Below are 14,201 nucleotides of genomic sequence, written 5' to 3' on the forward strand. Positions count from 1 at the left end.
CACAGTCGGCACAAGGCAGTTGCTCCCATGCCTGGCCCGGCTTTGCCGGGCATCGCCAGCAAGGCTGGCTCCTACAGGTTCCGGTGCTGCTGTGGGGGCAAACTGACTGAGCGGTCCCGGATGACTGCCAGGCTGTCCAGGGTGTAGCCTTGAGGCCACCTTCGCTTTCGTTGTGACTGACAGGAGTTTCCCATGCAGCATTACGTAACGCCCGACCTGTGCGACGCCTACCCGGACCTGGTCCAGGTGCTCGAACCCATGTTCAGCAACTTCGGTGGCCGCGACTCGTTCGGCGGCCAGATCGTCACCATCAAATGCTTCGAGGACAACTCGCTGGTCAAGGAGCAGGTCGATCTCGACGGCAAGGGCAAGGTCCTGGTAGTCGATGGCGGCGGTTCGCTGCGCCGCGCGCTGCTGGGCGACATGCTTGCAGAGAAAGCCGCGAAGAATGGCTGGGAAGGCCTGGTGATCTATGGCTGCGTGCGTGACGTCGATGTGCTGGTGCAGACCGATGTCGGCGTGCAGGCCCTGGCCAGCCACCCGATGAAGACCGACAAGCGCGGTATCGGCGACCTTAACGTCGCGGTCACGTTTGCCGGCGTGACCTTCCGCCCGGGCGAGTACGTGTACGCCGACAACAATGGCGTGATCGTCTCGCCAAGCCCGCTGAAGATGCCGGAGTGACGCGCCGCGGGCGCTGATGGAGCTTTGATGTTCGAGGAAGACAACGCGCAGTGGGGCCTGGTGCATGCCCTGGTGCTCGATGGCAAGGGCGGTGCGCGCTCGATCGCCCGGACCGAGCTGGATGGTCTGCAGCTGCAGGCTCAGGAGAGCCTGTGGCTGCATTGGGATCGCAGTCACCCGCAGACCCGCACCTGGTTGTTGCAGGACAGTGGCCTGAGCGAATTCGCCTGCGACCTGCTGCTGGAGGAAAACACCCGCCCACGTCTTTTGCAGCTGGCCAATGAGCAGATGCTGCTGTTCCTGCGTGGTGTCAACCTCAACCCGGGTGCGGAGCCTGAAGACATGGTATCGGTGCGCATCTTCGCCGAGGCGCGCCGGGTCATCTCGCTGCGTCTGCGCCCTCTGCGTGCCAGCGACGAAATCCTCCAGCAGTTGGACGAGGGCAGGGGGCCAACGTCGGCCTCCGAACTGCTCCTGCTGATGGGCGAGCTGCTCACGGAAAAGGTCCAGGCACTGGTCAGCGACCTGTCGGAAGCCGTCGATCTCGAGGAAGAGAAGGTGGAATCCGACGAACGGTATACGCCGGAGCAGGGCAGCCTGCAGCAAATCCGTCGTCGTGCCGCCGGCCTGCGCCGTTTCCTCGCCCCGCAACGGGATATCTACGCCCAACTGTCGCGCAACAAGTGCAGCTGGTTCGCCGACCCCGACGCGGACTACTGGAACGAGCTGAACAACAGCCTGATCCGCTACCTGGAGGAGCTGGAACTGGCCCGCGAACGCGCCGCCCTGGTGCTGGAGAGCGAGGACCGGCGGCGCAGCGAGCGGATGAACCGGACCATGTACCGCTTCGGCATCATCACCTGCATCTTCCTGCCGATGAGCTTCGTTACTGGGCTGCTGGGCATCAACGTCGGCGGTATTCCGGGCTCCAGCAGCCCCTATGGCTTCCTGTTCGCCAGCCTGATCGTGCTGGGGTTGGCGGTGGGGCAGTGGCTGTTGTTCCGGCGGCTGAGGTGGGTGTGATGCGCCTCATCGCGGGGCAAGCCCGCTCCCACGAAGCCAGAGGGGCTCTGGAAACTCATTTTGAAACATTCGTCCCACATCCGTGTGTGACCCATCGCTCGGTGCCCTCGTCTTTGACTGACATTGCGCGAGGTGCCCATGCACGATCCGTTTGAAGAATCCCTGCGCGACCTGCTCAAGGCGTCGCCGTCCGGCCAGGACCGTGACGACGCCGCTTGCCTGGGTCGCGTGCTCAAGACCGCCAACCGCCAGGTCGGTGCGGGCGATCTGTTCAGCTTGCTTGGCCGTTGGAGCCAGGCGCTGCTGATCGCCGTGAACAATGGTTCGGCGCATGTCGCGCCGGTCCGTCGCAACTCTACCCGCAACGCTGCCGCTGGCAGGCACGCAGATAAGGCCGATTGAATATGGAACTCGATCTCTGGACCCAGAGCCTGGTCACCGCCATGACCGCCCTTTGGACCAAGGTGGCGAACTTCATCCCCAACCTGTTCGGTGCACTGGTCGTGGTGCTGCTCGGCTTCGTCGTGGCCAAGCTGCTCGACACCTTGCTCTCCAAGGTGCTCGCCAAGTTCGGCCTCGACCGGCTGATGAGCGGCACCGGGCTGACCAAGATGCTGGCCCGGGTTGGTATTCAGGTGCCGATTTCGACGCTGATTGGCAAGATCGTCTACTGGTTCGTGCTGCTGATCTTCCTGGTCTCTGCCGCTGAATCGCTGGGGCTGGAGCGGGTCTCGGCGACCCTCGACATGCTTGCCCTGTACCTGCCCAAGGTGTTCGGCGCGGCGCTGGTGCTGCTGGCCGGCGTGCTCCTGGCGCAATTGGTCAACGGGCTGGTGCGCGGCGCCGCCGAAGGTATTGGCCTGGAATACGCCGCAGGCGTCGGGCGTATCGCCCAGGGCCTGGTGATCATCATCAGCATCTCGGTGGCGATCAGCCAGCTGGAGGTCAAGACCGACCTGCTGAACCATGTCATCGTCATCGGATTGATTACCGTTGGTCTGGCCGTTGCCCTGGCAATGGGCCTGGGCAGCCGTGAAATTGCCGGGCAGATCCTGGCTGGAATCTATGTGCGTGAGCTGTATCAAGTAGGCCAGCAGGTGCGTATTGGCGAGGTCGAGGGGCACATCGAGGAGATCGGCACGGTCAAGACGACCCTGCTGACCGATGATGGCGAATTAGTGTCGTTTTCTAACCGTGTGCTGCTCGAGCAGCGCGTAAATAGCCGCTAACCGCACAAAAGCTGTTAATGTATGCCGCCGCGAAATCGGCCCAAGGGGGCCGAGCGGCGACATTGACCTGACTGTCGGCCAGATCCGTTTTGAATAAAGTTCATTCGCCGCCCATGCGCTATGACCCCCGGGAGCTCACCGACGAGGAGTTGGTGGCGCGTTCGCATGAGGAGCTGTTTCACGTTACCCGCGCCTATGAGGAACTCATGCGGCGCTACCAGCGGACCCTGTTCAACGTCTGCGCGCGCTACCTGGGGAACGATCGGGATGCCGACGATGTCTGTCAGGAGGTGATGTTGAAGGTGCTGTACGGGCTGAAGAACTTCGAGGGCAAATCGAAGTTCAAGACCTGGCTCTACAGCATCACCTACAACGAATGCATCACCCAGTACCGCAAGGAGCGTCGCAAACGAAGGCTGATGGATGCCCTGAGCCTGGACCCTGTCGAAGAGGCGTCCGAGGACACGGCACCGAAGCCTGAAGAAAAGGGCGGGCTGGATAAATGGCTGGTGCATGTGAACCCGATCGACCGGGAAATCCTGGTGCTGCGATTTGTCGCGGAGCTGGAATTCCAGGAGATCGCGGACATCATGCACATGGGCCTGAGCGCCACGAAAATGCGCTACAAGCGCGCGCTCGACAAGCTTAGAGAGAAATTTGCAGGCCTGGCTGAAACTTAGTCGGCTGCAAATACCTCTAACCAACCGGCAAGTTCTGCTAGACTTGCCGTCGAGTTGTCCCCCGGATGTTGGTGGGACTGCTTAACTATCACCAGATGGGGATTTAACGGATGAAATTGAAAAACACCTTGGGCTTGGCCATTGGTACTCTCGTAGCCGCTACTTCGCTCGGTGCTCTGGCACAAGGCCAAGGCGCGGTCGAAATCGAAGGCAACGTCACCAAGCAGTTCTACGATAGCGAGCGCAACTTCAAGAACGACGGCACCAACCCTGGTGTTCGCCTCGGTTACTTCCTGACCGATGACGTCTCCCTTGACCTGGGCTACAACGAGACTCACAACGCTCGTGGCGAAGTCTTCAACAAAGACATCAAAGGCTCGAAAACCAAGCTGGACGCCACCTACCACTTCGGTACCGTTGGCGATGCACTGCGTCCGTACGTTTCCGCTGGTTTCGCTCACGAAAGCCTGGGCCAGGCCACTCGTAGCGGCCGTGACCACTCCACCTTCGCCAACGTTGGCGCTGGCGCCAAGTGGTACATCACCGACATGTTCTTCGCCCGTGCCGGCGTTGAAGCCATGTACAACATCGACAACGGCAACACCGAGTGGGGTCCGACCGTTGGTCTGGGTCTGAACTTCGGTGGCAGCGGTGGCCAGAAAGCCGCTCCTGCGCCGGCTCCAGTTGCTGAAGTCTGCTCCGACAGCGACAACGACGGCGTCTGCGACAACGTCGACAAGTGCCCTGACACCCCAGCCAACGTTACCGTTGACGCTGATGGCTGCCCGGCTGTTGCCGAAGTCGTTCGCGTTGAGCTGGACGTCAAGTTCGACTTCGACAAGTCGGTCGTCAAGCCAAACAGCTACGCTGACATCAAGAACCTGGCTGACTTCATGAAGCAGTACCCACAGACCACCACCACCGTGGAAGGTCACACTGACTCCGTCGGCCCAGACGCTTACAACCAGAAGCTGTCCGAGCGTCGTGCCAAGGCTGTCAAAGATGTCCTGACCCAGCAGTACGGTGTTGAATCGGGCCGTGTGAGCTCGGTTGGCTACGGCGAGACCCGTCCGGTCGCCGACAACGCCACCGAAGCTGGCCGCGCCGTCAACCGTCGCGTAGAAGCTCAGGTAGAAGCCCAGGCCAAGTAATTGGTTTGACGCTTCACGAAAAACCCGGCCTCGGCCGGGTTTTTCTTTGCCTGGCGTTCACCGGCGCGGTACCCCTGTAAGGGTCTTCTGTAGGAGCGGCTTTAGCCGCGATGCAGGCGACGCGGTATCTGGTACCCGCTTCGCGGGTGATCGCGGCTAAAGCCGCTCCTACAGGTGTTGTGCCAAATCAATGGGCTTTGAGAACCGGCTTGCGGTTCATCCCTTGAGCAGGGCGAGAAACACCGCCAGGTTGACCAGCAACGAGATCAACGCCACCGTTCGCCACACTTTAAGCGGCTCACGCTCCAGCAGCGGGCGTGGTCGGTCGGGCAGTTCCTGTCGATCCCCGCGCTCAAGCAGCAACAACCACTGTTCAGCCGTCTCGAAGCGGTGCGCTGGATTGGCGGCCACCGCCTGCTCCAGATTGCGCTGCAACCACTCGGGCAAGTCGGGGCGATAACGGGCGGCGCTCACTGGGGCTCCAAAGCGTGGTCGCTGGAAGGCTTCGATCTCACCGTAGGGATAGTGCCCTGTCAGCAGGTGGTATAGCGTCACACCCACTGCGTAGAGGTCATGGCGTGGGCTGGGTGGCTGCCCATCGAAGGCTTCCGGAGCGATATACGACGGCGTACCAGGCAAGGTGTGGGGCAAGTCCTCGGACAATCCCGGGCAATAGGCCAAGCCGAAGTCCAGCACACGCAACTGGCCATCACTGCCCAGATGAAGATTTTCCGGTTTGATGTCGCGATGCAGCAGGTTGCGCCGGTGCAGCGCGCCAACCGCGTGCAATAGCTGGCGAGCAATCTCCAGCCACTGTGGCAGGGGCAAGGGGCCGTGGGTGGCAAACAAGGTCGCAAGGGTCTCACCTGGATACTCTCGCATCAGGTAGTACAGGTGCTGGCGCTGGTTGGCCGGGTGCGTCTCGGGGAAGTGCCGGCCAGCGACCCTGCGCAGGAACCATTCTTCCAGCAGCAGGCTCTGGATTGCCTGGGGTTCCACTTCGTCGACCTGAGGCAAGGTCTTGAGCAGCCAGGCCTGGCCTTGCTCGTCTCGTACGCGATAAAGCTGCGACTGGCGGCTTTGGCCGAGCAAGGCATCGACCTTCCAGTCATCGATCATCTGTCCGTTGCGCAAGGTACCGGGCAGTGGCCATTGCTGCGATTGCGCCAGTGTGTCGCCGAGGCTCACCGGGCCCAGCTCATCGACTCGGATCAGCAGGGCGCTGGCATTGTCCTGGCTGCCGCACAGATGGGCGGCGCTCACCAGAGTATCGACGGCCTCCTGCGGATCGGGTTGTTCACGCAGGATCGACTGGATATGCGCATCCCCCAGGCTGGCCCAGACGCCATCGCTGAGCAGCAGGAAGCATTCGCCTTGGTGCAGGTCACCCTCCAGGTAGTCCACCAGCAACTGCTGGTCCAGGCCCAGGGCGCGCTTGAGTACATGCTGCATGCCCGGTTGATCCCAGACATGGTCCTCGCTCAGGCATTGCAGGTGTTCCCCATGCCAGTGGTACAGGCGGCAATCGCCGACATGGGCGAGGGTGAAGCGTCGCCCGCGCAGCACCAGGGCGCTTAGCGTGGTCAGCAGAGGCTGGCCATTGCCCTGGGCGCGCAGCCAGCGGTTCTGCGCCAGCAACAGGCGGTCCAGGGCCTGGGCCACACTCCAGGTGGCAGGCGTGGCGTAGTAGTCCAGCGCCAGCGCCTGGAGGCTGGCTCGCGCCGCCAGGCCGCCGTCGGCGCAGTGGCTGACGCCGTCGGCGAGGGCGAACAGGTAGCCCTTGCTGGCGGCCAGCTCCGGCGCGGGGGTGACCAGGCGCAGGGCGTCCTGGTTCTCCTCCCGCGGCCCGGTGGCGCTGGCCTGGGCGAAACTCAAGCGCAGGCTCATACCCGTGCCGCGGTGACCGCCGCCGAGCCCCAGGTGGTGCGCCAGCGCAGTTTGACGCCATGCAGGCCGAACCAGGCCAGCAAGCCGAGGCTGGCGAACAGCCACAGGCCCAGCTGGTAGTCGCCGGTATGCTGCTTGATGGCGCCTAATCCGGCCGCGAGGAGGAAGCCACCAATGCCGCCCGCCATGCCGATCAGCCCGGTCATCACCCCGATCTCCTGGCGGAAGCGTTGCGGCACCAGTTGGAACACCGCGCCATTGCCGGCGCCCAACCCCAGCATGGCGCTGACGAACAGTGCCAGTGCTGCTGCCGCGCTGGGCAGGTTGAAGCCGACCGCGGCGATGCACACGGCCGCCACGCCGTACATGGCCAGCAAGGTGCGGATGCCGCCGAAGCGATCGGCCAGGGCGCCGCCCAGCGGGCGCATCAGGCTGCCGGCGAACACGCAGGCGGCGGTGTAGTAGCCCGCGGTGACCGGGCTCAAGGCGTACTGGTCGCTGAAGTAGCCGGGCAGGGCGCTGGCCAGGCCGATGAAGCCGCCGAAGGTGACGCTGTAGAAGAACATGAACCACCAGCTGTCTCGGTCGCCCAAGGCCCTGAGATAGTCGGCCATGGCCTTCGGCTTGGGCTGCTCCGGGGCATTGCGCGCCAGCAGGGCGAACAGCGCCAGGGTCAGCAGCAGCGGTAGCAGGGCAAAGCCGAACACATTGTTCCAGCCAAAGCCGGCCGCCAGGGCGGGCGCCAGCAGGGCGGCGAACACCGTGCCGGAGTTGCCGGCACCGGCGATGCCCATGGCCTTGCCCTGGTGCTGCGGTGGGTACCACTGCGAGGCCAGCGGCAAGGAGACGGCGAACGAGGCCCCGGCGAAGCCGAGGAACACGCCGAGCAACAGCGCCTGTTCATAGCTGTGCACGCCTAGGTACCAGGCGCAGGCCAGGGCGACGATCACTACCACCTGGCCGATGAGACCGGCGGTTTTCGGTGACAGGCGGTCGACCAGCAGTCCCATGGCGAAGCGCAGCACCGCCCCAGCCAGGATCGGCGTGGCCACCATCAGTCCCCGTTGCTGGGCACTGAGCTGTAGGTCGGCGGCGATTTGCACCGCCAGGGGGCCGAGCAGGTACCAGACCATGAAGCTCAGGTCGAAGTAGAGGAAGGCGGCGAACAGGGTGGGCACATGCCCGGATTTCCAGAAGCTCGTATTCATCGAACACCTCGTGGGGCGCACAACACAGGGGCGGAAACGCAAAGACGCCGCTGCCCGGTCCACGGCTGTGGAGCGGGGAGCGACGTCTTTGTCGGGGTTTGGGGGCAACCGCCGTTGGCTACCTGGTTTTCAATGAGCAAGAGGCGGGCCAGGTTCTTGTGTCGGTGAATGGTGGTGTCTGATTCGCCAGCAAGCTGGCTCCTACAATGTGGCGGGGGTGTTCAGCCGAGCATCTCGGACAGGGCGATGATCTGCTCCGCCACCTGGATCAGCTTCTGCTGGCGGCTCATGGCCTGGCGGCGCATCAGGGTGTAGGCCTGCTCCTCGTTGCAGTCCTTCATCTTCATCAGCAGCCCCTTGGCCTGCTCGATGCGCTTGCGTTCGGCCAGTTGCTGGTCGCGGGCCAACAGTTGCGCGCGCAGCGCCTGGTCGCTCTCGAAGCGTGCCATGGCCACGTCGAGGATCGGTTGCAGGCGTGCGGCGTGGATGCCTTCGACGATATAGGCGCTGACTCCGGCCTGGATCGCCTGCCGCATCACCCCAGGATCGTGCTCGTCGGTGAACAGCACGATGGGCCGTGGGTGATCGCGGCTGACCAGCACCATCTGCTCCAGTACATCCCGGCCGGGTGACTCGGTATCGATCAGCACCACGTCCGGGCGCACCGTTTCGACGCAGCCGGGCAGGTCGATGGTCAGGCCGCTGGCCTCGATTACCTCGAAGCCCGCCTCGCTCAATGCGGCCTTGAGGCGGCCAACCTTCTTTTCGGTGTCGTCGATCAGCAGGATGCGCAACATGGTCGTCCCTCAGCGTCCGACGCGTGCGCCGGGCGCCACGTCCAGGGCGTGCAGGCTGAAGCTGCGCGCGTAGCCATGGGGGTCGCTGCCGTCCCAGCGGCTGCCGTCGATCAGCCGGCTACTGCGCATCGGTAGCTCGGCGCAGGGTATGTGCAAGGCTTCGGCGGCCTCACGGTACAAGGCCAGTTGCTGGACCTGGCGTGCCACCTCGAGGTAATCCGGGTCGTCGCGCAGGATACCCCAGCGGCGGAACTGGGTCATGAACCACATGCCGTCGGAGAGGTAGGGCAGGTTGGCGCGGCCCTGGTCGAACAGGCGCAGTGCGTGGCGGTCCTGCCAGCGGTTGCCCAGGCCATCCTGGTATTCGCCAAGCAGGCGCGGTTCGATGCTGCTCACCGGGATGCCCAGGTAGCTGTCGCCACTGAGCAACTGCGCAGCGCCCCGGCGGTTCTCGAGGTTCTGTTCGATGAACCGGCTGGCGGCGAGGACCGCCTTGATCAGCGCCCGGGCGCTGTTGGGGTACTGCTCGACGAAGCCGCGGGCGCAGGCCAGCACTTTTTCCGGGTGATCCGGCCACACCGCCTGGCTGGTGGCCAAGGTGAAACCCTGGCCCTTGGCGATGGCGTCGGCCGACCAGGGCTCGCCGGCACAGAAGCCGTCGATACGCCCTGCCTGCAGGTGGGCGACCATCTGCGCGGGTGGCACCACCACGCTATCGACGTCACGCAATGGGTGAATGCCCTGGCTGGCCAGCCAGTAGTACAGCCACATGGCGTGGGTGCCGGTGGGGAAGGTCTGGGCGAAGGTCAGCCGTGCGCCATGCTGGTGCACCAGCCGGGCGAGTGCCTCGGGGCTGGTCACGCCCTTGCGCTGCAGTGCCGGGGAGAGGTTGATGGCCTGGGCATTCTGGTTCAGGCCCATGAGCACCGCCATGTCCCTGGCCGGGCCGCCGCCCACGCCAAGCTGCACAGCATAGACCAGCCCGTACAGGCAGTGGGCGGCGTCCAGCTCGCCCCGGGTCAGCTTGTCGCGCAGGCCGGCCCAGGAGGCCTGGCGGTGCAGGTTCAGGGTCAGGCCCTGCTGCTGGGCGAAGCCCTGGGTGGCGGCCACGATCACCGAGGCGCAGTCGGTCAGGGCCATGAACCCGATGTCCAGGCAGGTCTTCTCGGGGGCATCGCTGCCGTTGACCCAGGCCAGGGGCATTGTCGGGAGGGCTGTATTCACGGGGATCCTCGGGGGTTTCAGCGCAACGGCATGGGGCAGGAGAAGCAACCCATGTGCCAGGCCCCTGTCGCCACGACGGCGCGCTGGCTATAATCGCTCCCTCACACACCGCGAGTCCGCCCGCCCATGTATACCCTGGCCCGCCAGTTGCTGTTCAAGCTTTCCCCGGAAACCTCCCACGACCTCTCGCTGGACCTGATCGGCGCCGGTGGCCGCCTTGGGCTCAATGGCCTGCTGTGCAAGCAGCCAGCAGCGTTGCCGGTAAGTGTCATGGGCTTGAACTTCGCCAACCCGGTCGGCCTGGCCGCGGGCCTGGACAAGAACGGCGCGGCCATCGATGGCTTCGCCCAGCTGGGCTTCGGTTTCGTCGAGATCGGCACCGTGACCCCGCGCCCGCAGCCGGGCAACCCCAAGCCGCGCCTGTTCCGTATTCCCGAGGCCACCGCGATCATCAACCGCATGGGCTTCAACAACCTGGGTGTCGACAACCTGCTGGCGCGGGTGCGGGCCTCGAAGTACAGCGGCGTGCTGGGTATCAACATCGGCAAGAACTTCGACACCCCGGTCGAGCGCGCCCAGGATGACTACCTGATCTGCCTGGAGAAGGTCTACAACGACGCCAGCTACATCACCGTCAACGTCAGCTCGCCCAACACGCCGGGCCTGCGCAGCCTGCAGTTCGGCGACTCGCTCAAGCAACTGCTCGATGCCCTGGCCGAGCGTCGCGAGCAACTGGCGGTGAGCAACGGCAAGCGCGTGCCGCTGGCGATCAAGATCGCCCCGGACATGAGTGACGAGGAAACCGCCCTGGTGGCGGCGGCACTGATGGAATCGGGGATGGACGCGGTGATCGCTACCAACACGACTCTTGGCCGTGAGGGTGTCGAGGGTCTGCCGTTCGGTGGCGAGGCGGGCGGCCTGTCGGGGGCGCCGGTGCTGGAGAAGAGCACTCACACGGTGAAGGTGTTGGCGGGTGAGTTGGGTGGCAAGCTGCCGATCATCGCGGCGGGCGGTATCACCGAGGGTCGCCATGCGGCTGAGAAAATCGCTGCAGGGGCGAGCCTGGTGCAGATTTATTCGGGCTTCATCTATAAGGGGCCCGCGTTGATTCGCGAGGCGGTGGACGCGATTGCCGCGATGCCGAGGTGAGCCCATCGCGGATGAATCCGCTCCTACCGGGGCGTGCGTCGCTACCGGTAGGAGCGGATTCATCCGCGATGCAGCCGACACCGATTCAAGGGCATAAAAAAGGGCCCCTCAAAAGGGGCCCCTGGGCCGCAGCCCGCCGCCCGGATAGGGCGCGCATGGGTAACTCGAATTCAGTGTCCTCGTTCAGCCAACGGCGTGATTTTCGTTGAGTCTATGAATGCCAGCGGTACCGGTCATGCCGTCCCAATTATCACCGCGACCTTCGCGCCAGCCGTTGATCCAGGCCTGGCGAACGGATGGCAGGTTGAAGGGGCAAAGTTCGCGGGATTTGCCGGTGACCCCGTACTGGTAGCCACGTGAATATGCTCTTTCCAACGGATCACGCTTAAGTCTTCTCATAGGGTGTTGCCCTCACTTGTTGACTGTAATGTCCCGTCGGCCTCTCCGAGGCCGGGCAGAATCGTTCTGCCGGTGTGCGCCCGCTGCCGGCGTGGCGGGCTGAAGGTGCCGCCCCGTTGCGAGACGACCTAAGGCCAGTTCTAACGAATGCGAGTCACAGTGTGAATGATCGATTTGTCATAAGGACGTAACCTTTTTGAGGGTGAGGGGATAAGTAAATAAATGCGACTGAACCTTGTTTGCCGTTGAGCCCGCTATGATCAGGGTTTAACGAACATTGGCGTCAATTGGCCAGCGTTGCTGGATGATGACCGTCATACTTGCTGATGCGACGAAGGGTCACCCCCCGGGCCCGCCGTCCAGGAATTTTCCACACTGCCCGACGATCAAAGCCTCTCTCGCCCCTTGGCGTGGCGGCAATGTGTCGGGCGGCCCGGCCTTGCGGTCTGTCCCGCAAGGCCACCCGGGCGCCTGCTGGAAGGCGTGCGGGCAAACAGCGGCAGGCCGACGCGTTGGCCTGTCATCTACCTAGCCAAAGGCTCTGGATTACTCATGTCGGACCGTTTCGAACTTTATCTCACCTGCCCCAAGGGCCTCGAAGGCCTGCTCGCCGAAGAGGCGAACCAGCTGGGCCTGACCGAAGTGCGTGAGCACACATCGGCCATCCGCGGCTCGGCCGACATGGAAACCGCCTATCGCCTGTGCCTCTGGTCGCGCCTGGCCAACCGGGTGCTGCTGGTGCTCAAGCGTTTCTCGATGAAGAACGCCGACGACCTGTACGATGGTGTGCATGCCGTCGACTGGGCCGAACACCTGGAAGCCGATGGCACCCTGGCGGTGGAATTCAGCGGCCATGGCTCGGGCATCGACAACACCCACTTCGGCGCCCTGAAGGTGAAGGACGCCATCGTCGACAAGCTGCGCAGCCGCGAGGGGCTGCGTCCTTCGGTGGACAAGCTCGACCCCGACCTGCGCGTGCACCTGCGTCTGGACCGTGGCGAGGCGATCTTGTCCCTCGACCTGTCCGGCCACAGCCTGCACCAGCGCGGCTACCGCTTGCAGCAAGGCGCCGCGCCGCTGAAGGAAAACCTGGCGGCGGCGGTGCTGATCCGTGCCGGCTGGCCACGTATCGCCGCCGAAGGCGGCGCCCTGGCCGACCCTATGTGCGGCGTGGGCACCTTCCTGGTCGAGGCGGCGATGATCGCTGCGGACATCGCGCCGAACCTCAAGCGCGAGCGCTGGGGCTTCAGCGCCTGGCTCGGCCATGTGCCGGCGCTGTGGCGCAAGCTGCACGACGAGGCCCAGGCCCGTGCCCAGGCTGGCCTGGCCAAGCCGCCGCTGTGGATTCGCGGCTACGAGGCCGACCCTCGCCTGATCCAGCCGGGGCGCAACAACGTCGAGCGCGCAGGCCTGGGTGACTGGGTGAAGATCTACCAGGGCGAGGTGGCCAGTTTCGAGCCGCGCCCTGACCAGAACCAGAAAGGCCTGGTGATCAGCAACCCGCCCTACGGCGAGCGTCTGGGTGACGAAGCCAGCCTGCTGTACCTCTATCAGAACCTGGGCGAGCGTCTGCGCCAGGCTTGCATGGGCTGGGAGGCCGCGGTGTTCACCGGCGCGCCCGAGCTGGGCAAGCGCATGGGCATCCGCAGCCACAAGCAGTATGCGTTCTGGAACGGTGCGTTGCCGTGCAAGCTGCTGTTGTTCAAGGTCCAGCCCGACCAGTTCGTCACGGGTGAGCGTCGCCAGGCCGCAGTCGAAGAGGGCGAGCCCCGTCGCCAGGCCCCGGTGGCCAGCGAGCCGGCGCGCCTGTCCGAGGGGGCGCAGATGTTCGCCAACCGCCTGCAGAAGAACTTCAAGCAGTTGGGCAAGTGGGCCCGTCGCGAGCAGGTCGATTGCTATCGCGTCTACGATGCCGACATGCCCGAGTACGCCCTGGCGGTGGATCTGTACCAGGACTGGGTGCATGTCCAGGAATACGCCGCGCCCCGTTCGGTCGATCCGGACAAGGCCCAGGTACGTCTGCTCGATGCCCTGGCGGCAATCCCCCAGGCGCTGGGCATCGACCCGCAGCGCGTGGTGCTCAAGCGCCGCGAACGCCAGAGCGGCACCCGCCAGTATGAGCGCCAGGCCACCGAAGGCCGCTTCCAGGAAGTGACCGAGGGTGGCGTCAAGCTGTTGGTCAACCTCACCGACTACCTGGACACCGGCCTGTTCCTCGATCACCGCCCGATGCGCATGCGCATCCAGCGCGAGGCCGTCGGCAAGCGCTTCCTCAACCTGTTCTGCTACACCGCCACGGCCACCGTGCACGCGGCCAAGGGTGGTGCGCGCAGCACCACCAGCGTCGACTTGTCCAAGACCTACCTGGACTGGGCCCGTCGCAACCTGTCGCTCAATGGCTTCTCCGAGCGCAACCGCCTGGAACAGAGTGACGTGATGGCCTGGCTGCAGAACAACCAGGAAAGCTTCGACCTGATCTTCATCGACCCGCCGACCTTCTCCAACTCCAAGCGCATGGAAGGCGTGTTCGATGTGCAGCGCGATCACGTCGAGCTGCTCGACCTGGCCATGGCGCGCCTGGCGCCTGGTGGGGTGCTGTATTTCTCCAACAACTTCCGCAAGTTCCAGCTCGACGAGCATCTGAGCACGCGGTATGCCGTGGAGGAGATCAGCGCCCAGACCCTGGACCCGGACTTCGCCCGTAACAACCGCATCCACCGGGCCTGGCAACTGCGCCTGCGCTGAGTCGCGGGACTGCTGGCATGGCCTC

Annotated in this window: 13 protein-coding genes; 8 read left to right on the forward strand and 5 right to left on the reverse strand. The window is 64.3% G+C overall.

Annotated features, from left to right (window positions below; genetic code table 11):
• Positions 1-192: 192 nt before the first annotated feature.
• The 6 genes from rraA (at position 193) to PSEEN_RS08160 (ending at position 4,767) form a co-directional block, all read left to right on the forward strand.
• A complete protein-coding gene (gene rraA, locus PSEEN_RS08135) occupies positions 193-684 on the forward strand; it encodes a ribonuclease E activity regulator RraA (RefSeq protein ID WP_011532999.1) in 492 nt (163 codons plus the stop codon).
• A 27-nt stretch (positions 685-711) separates the two neighbouring features.
• Positions 712-1,707, forward strand: coding sequence for a zinc transporter ZntB (locus tag PSEEN_RS08140; RefSeq protein WP_011533000.1), 996 nt, complete (start codon positions 712-714; stop codon positions 1,705-1,707).
• A gap of 138 nt (positions 1,708-1,845) precedes the next feature.
• The gene (locus tag PSEEN_RS08145) at positions 1,846-2,109 is read left to right on the forward strand and encodes a hypothetical protein (RefSeq protein ID WP_011533001.1); all 264 of its coding nucleotides are present in this window, start codon (positions 1,846-1,848) and stop codon (positions 2,107-2,109) included.
• A gap of 2 nt (positions 2,110-2,111) precedes the next feature.
• A complete protein-coding gene (locus PSEEN_RS08150; RefSeq protein WP_011533002.1) occupies positions 2,112-2,936 on the forward strand; it encodes a mechanosensitive ion channel family protein in 825 nt (274 codons plus the stop codon).
• 113 nt (positions 2,937-3,049) lie between these two features.
• Positions 3,050-3,616, forward strand: a complete 567-nt coding sequence (sigX, locus tag PSEEN_RS08155; protein WP_044487874.1) for an RNA polymerase sigma factor SigX — start codon at positions 3,050-3,052, stop codon at positions 3,614-3,616.
• Positions 3,617-3,726: 110 nt separating this feature from the next.
• Positions 3,727-4,767 (forward strand): OmpA family protein, encoded by a 1,041-nt coding sequence (locus tag PSEEN_RS08160; RefSeq protein WP_011533004.1) that lies wholly within the window; start codon positions 3,727-3,729, stop codon positions 4,765-4,767.
• A 216-nt stretch (positions 4,768-4,983) separates the two neighbouring features.
• Here the strand turns inward: PSEEN_RS08160 and PSEEN_RS08165 are convergent, their stop codons facing one another.
• From PSEEN_RS08165 to PSEEN_RS08180, 4 genes are all read right to left on the reverse strand, one after another.
• Positions 4,984-6,654: a bifunctional protein-serine/threonine kinase/phosphatase gene (locus PSEEN_RS08165; RefSeq protein WP_011533005.1), complete on the reverse strand. Its 1,671-nt coding sequence runs from the start codon at positions 6,652-6,654 to the stop codon at positions 4,984-4,986.
• Positions 6,651-7,862, reverse strand: coding sequence for a nitrate/nitrite transporter (locus PSEEN_RS08170; protein ID WP_011533006.1), 1,212 nt, complete (start codon positions 7,860-7,862; stop codon positions 6,651-6,653). The genes PSEEN_RS08165 and PSEEN_RS08170 overlap by 4 nt, the downstream gene beginning before the upstream one ends.
• Before the next feature lie 221 nt (positions 7,863-8,083).
• The gene (locus tag PSEEN_RS08175; RefSeq protein WP_011533007.1) at positions 8,084-8,659 is read right to left on the reverse strand and encodes an ANTAR domain-containing response regulator; all 576 of its coding nucleotides are present in this window, start codon (positions 8,657-8,659) and stop codon (positions 8,084-8,086) included.
• A gap of 9 nt (positions 8,660-8,668) precedes the next feature.
• Complete coding sequence (locus PSEEN_RS08180; protein WP_011533008.1) at positions 8,669-9,862, reverse strand: CmpA/NrtA family ABC transporter substrate-binding protein; 1,194 nt, start codon at positions 9,860-9,862, stop codon at positions 8,669-8,671.
• 147 nt (positions 9,863-10,009) lie between these two features.
• On the opposite strand from PSEEN_RS08180, the gene PSEEN_RS08185 reads away from it, so the two are divergent.
• Positions 10,010-11,032, forward strand: a complete 1,023-nt coding sequence (locus PSEEN_RS08185) for a quinone-dependent dihydroorotate dehydrogenase (RefSeq protein ID WP_011533009.1) — start codon at positions 10,010-10,012, stop codon at positions 11,030-11,032.
• 183 nt (positions 11,033-11,215) lie between these two features.
• Here the strand turns inward: PSEEN_RS08185 and rmf are convergent, their stop codons facing one another.
• Positions 11,216-11,431, reverse strand: a complete 216-nt coding sequence (gene rmf / locus PSEEN_RS26015) for a ribosome modulation factor (RefSeq protein WP_003248687.1) — start codon at positions 11,429-11,431, stop codon at positions 11,216-11,218.
• A gap of 552 nt (positions 11,432-11,983) precedes the next feature.
• Here rmf and rlmKL point away from each other — a divergent pair.
• Complete coding sequence (rlmKL, locus tag PSEEN_RS08190) at positions 11,984-14,176, forward strand: bifunctional 23S rRNA (guanine(2069)-N(7))-methyltransferase RlmK/23S rRNA (guanine(2445)-N(2))-methyltransferase RlmL (protein ID WP_011533010.1); 2,193 nt, start codon at positions 11,984-11,986, stop codon at positions 14,174-14,176.
• Positions 14,177-14,201 lie beyond the last annotated feature (25 nt).

Origin of the sequence: Pseudomonas entomophila L48, from assembly GCF_000026105.1 — a bacterium.
Classification (GTDB): domain Bacteria; phylum Pseudomonadota; class Gammaproteobacteria; order Pseudomonadales; family Pseudomonadaceae; genus Aquipseudomonas; species Aquipseudomonas entomophila.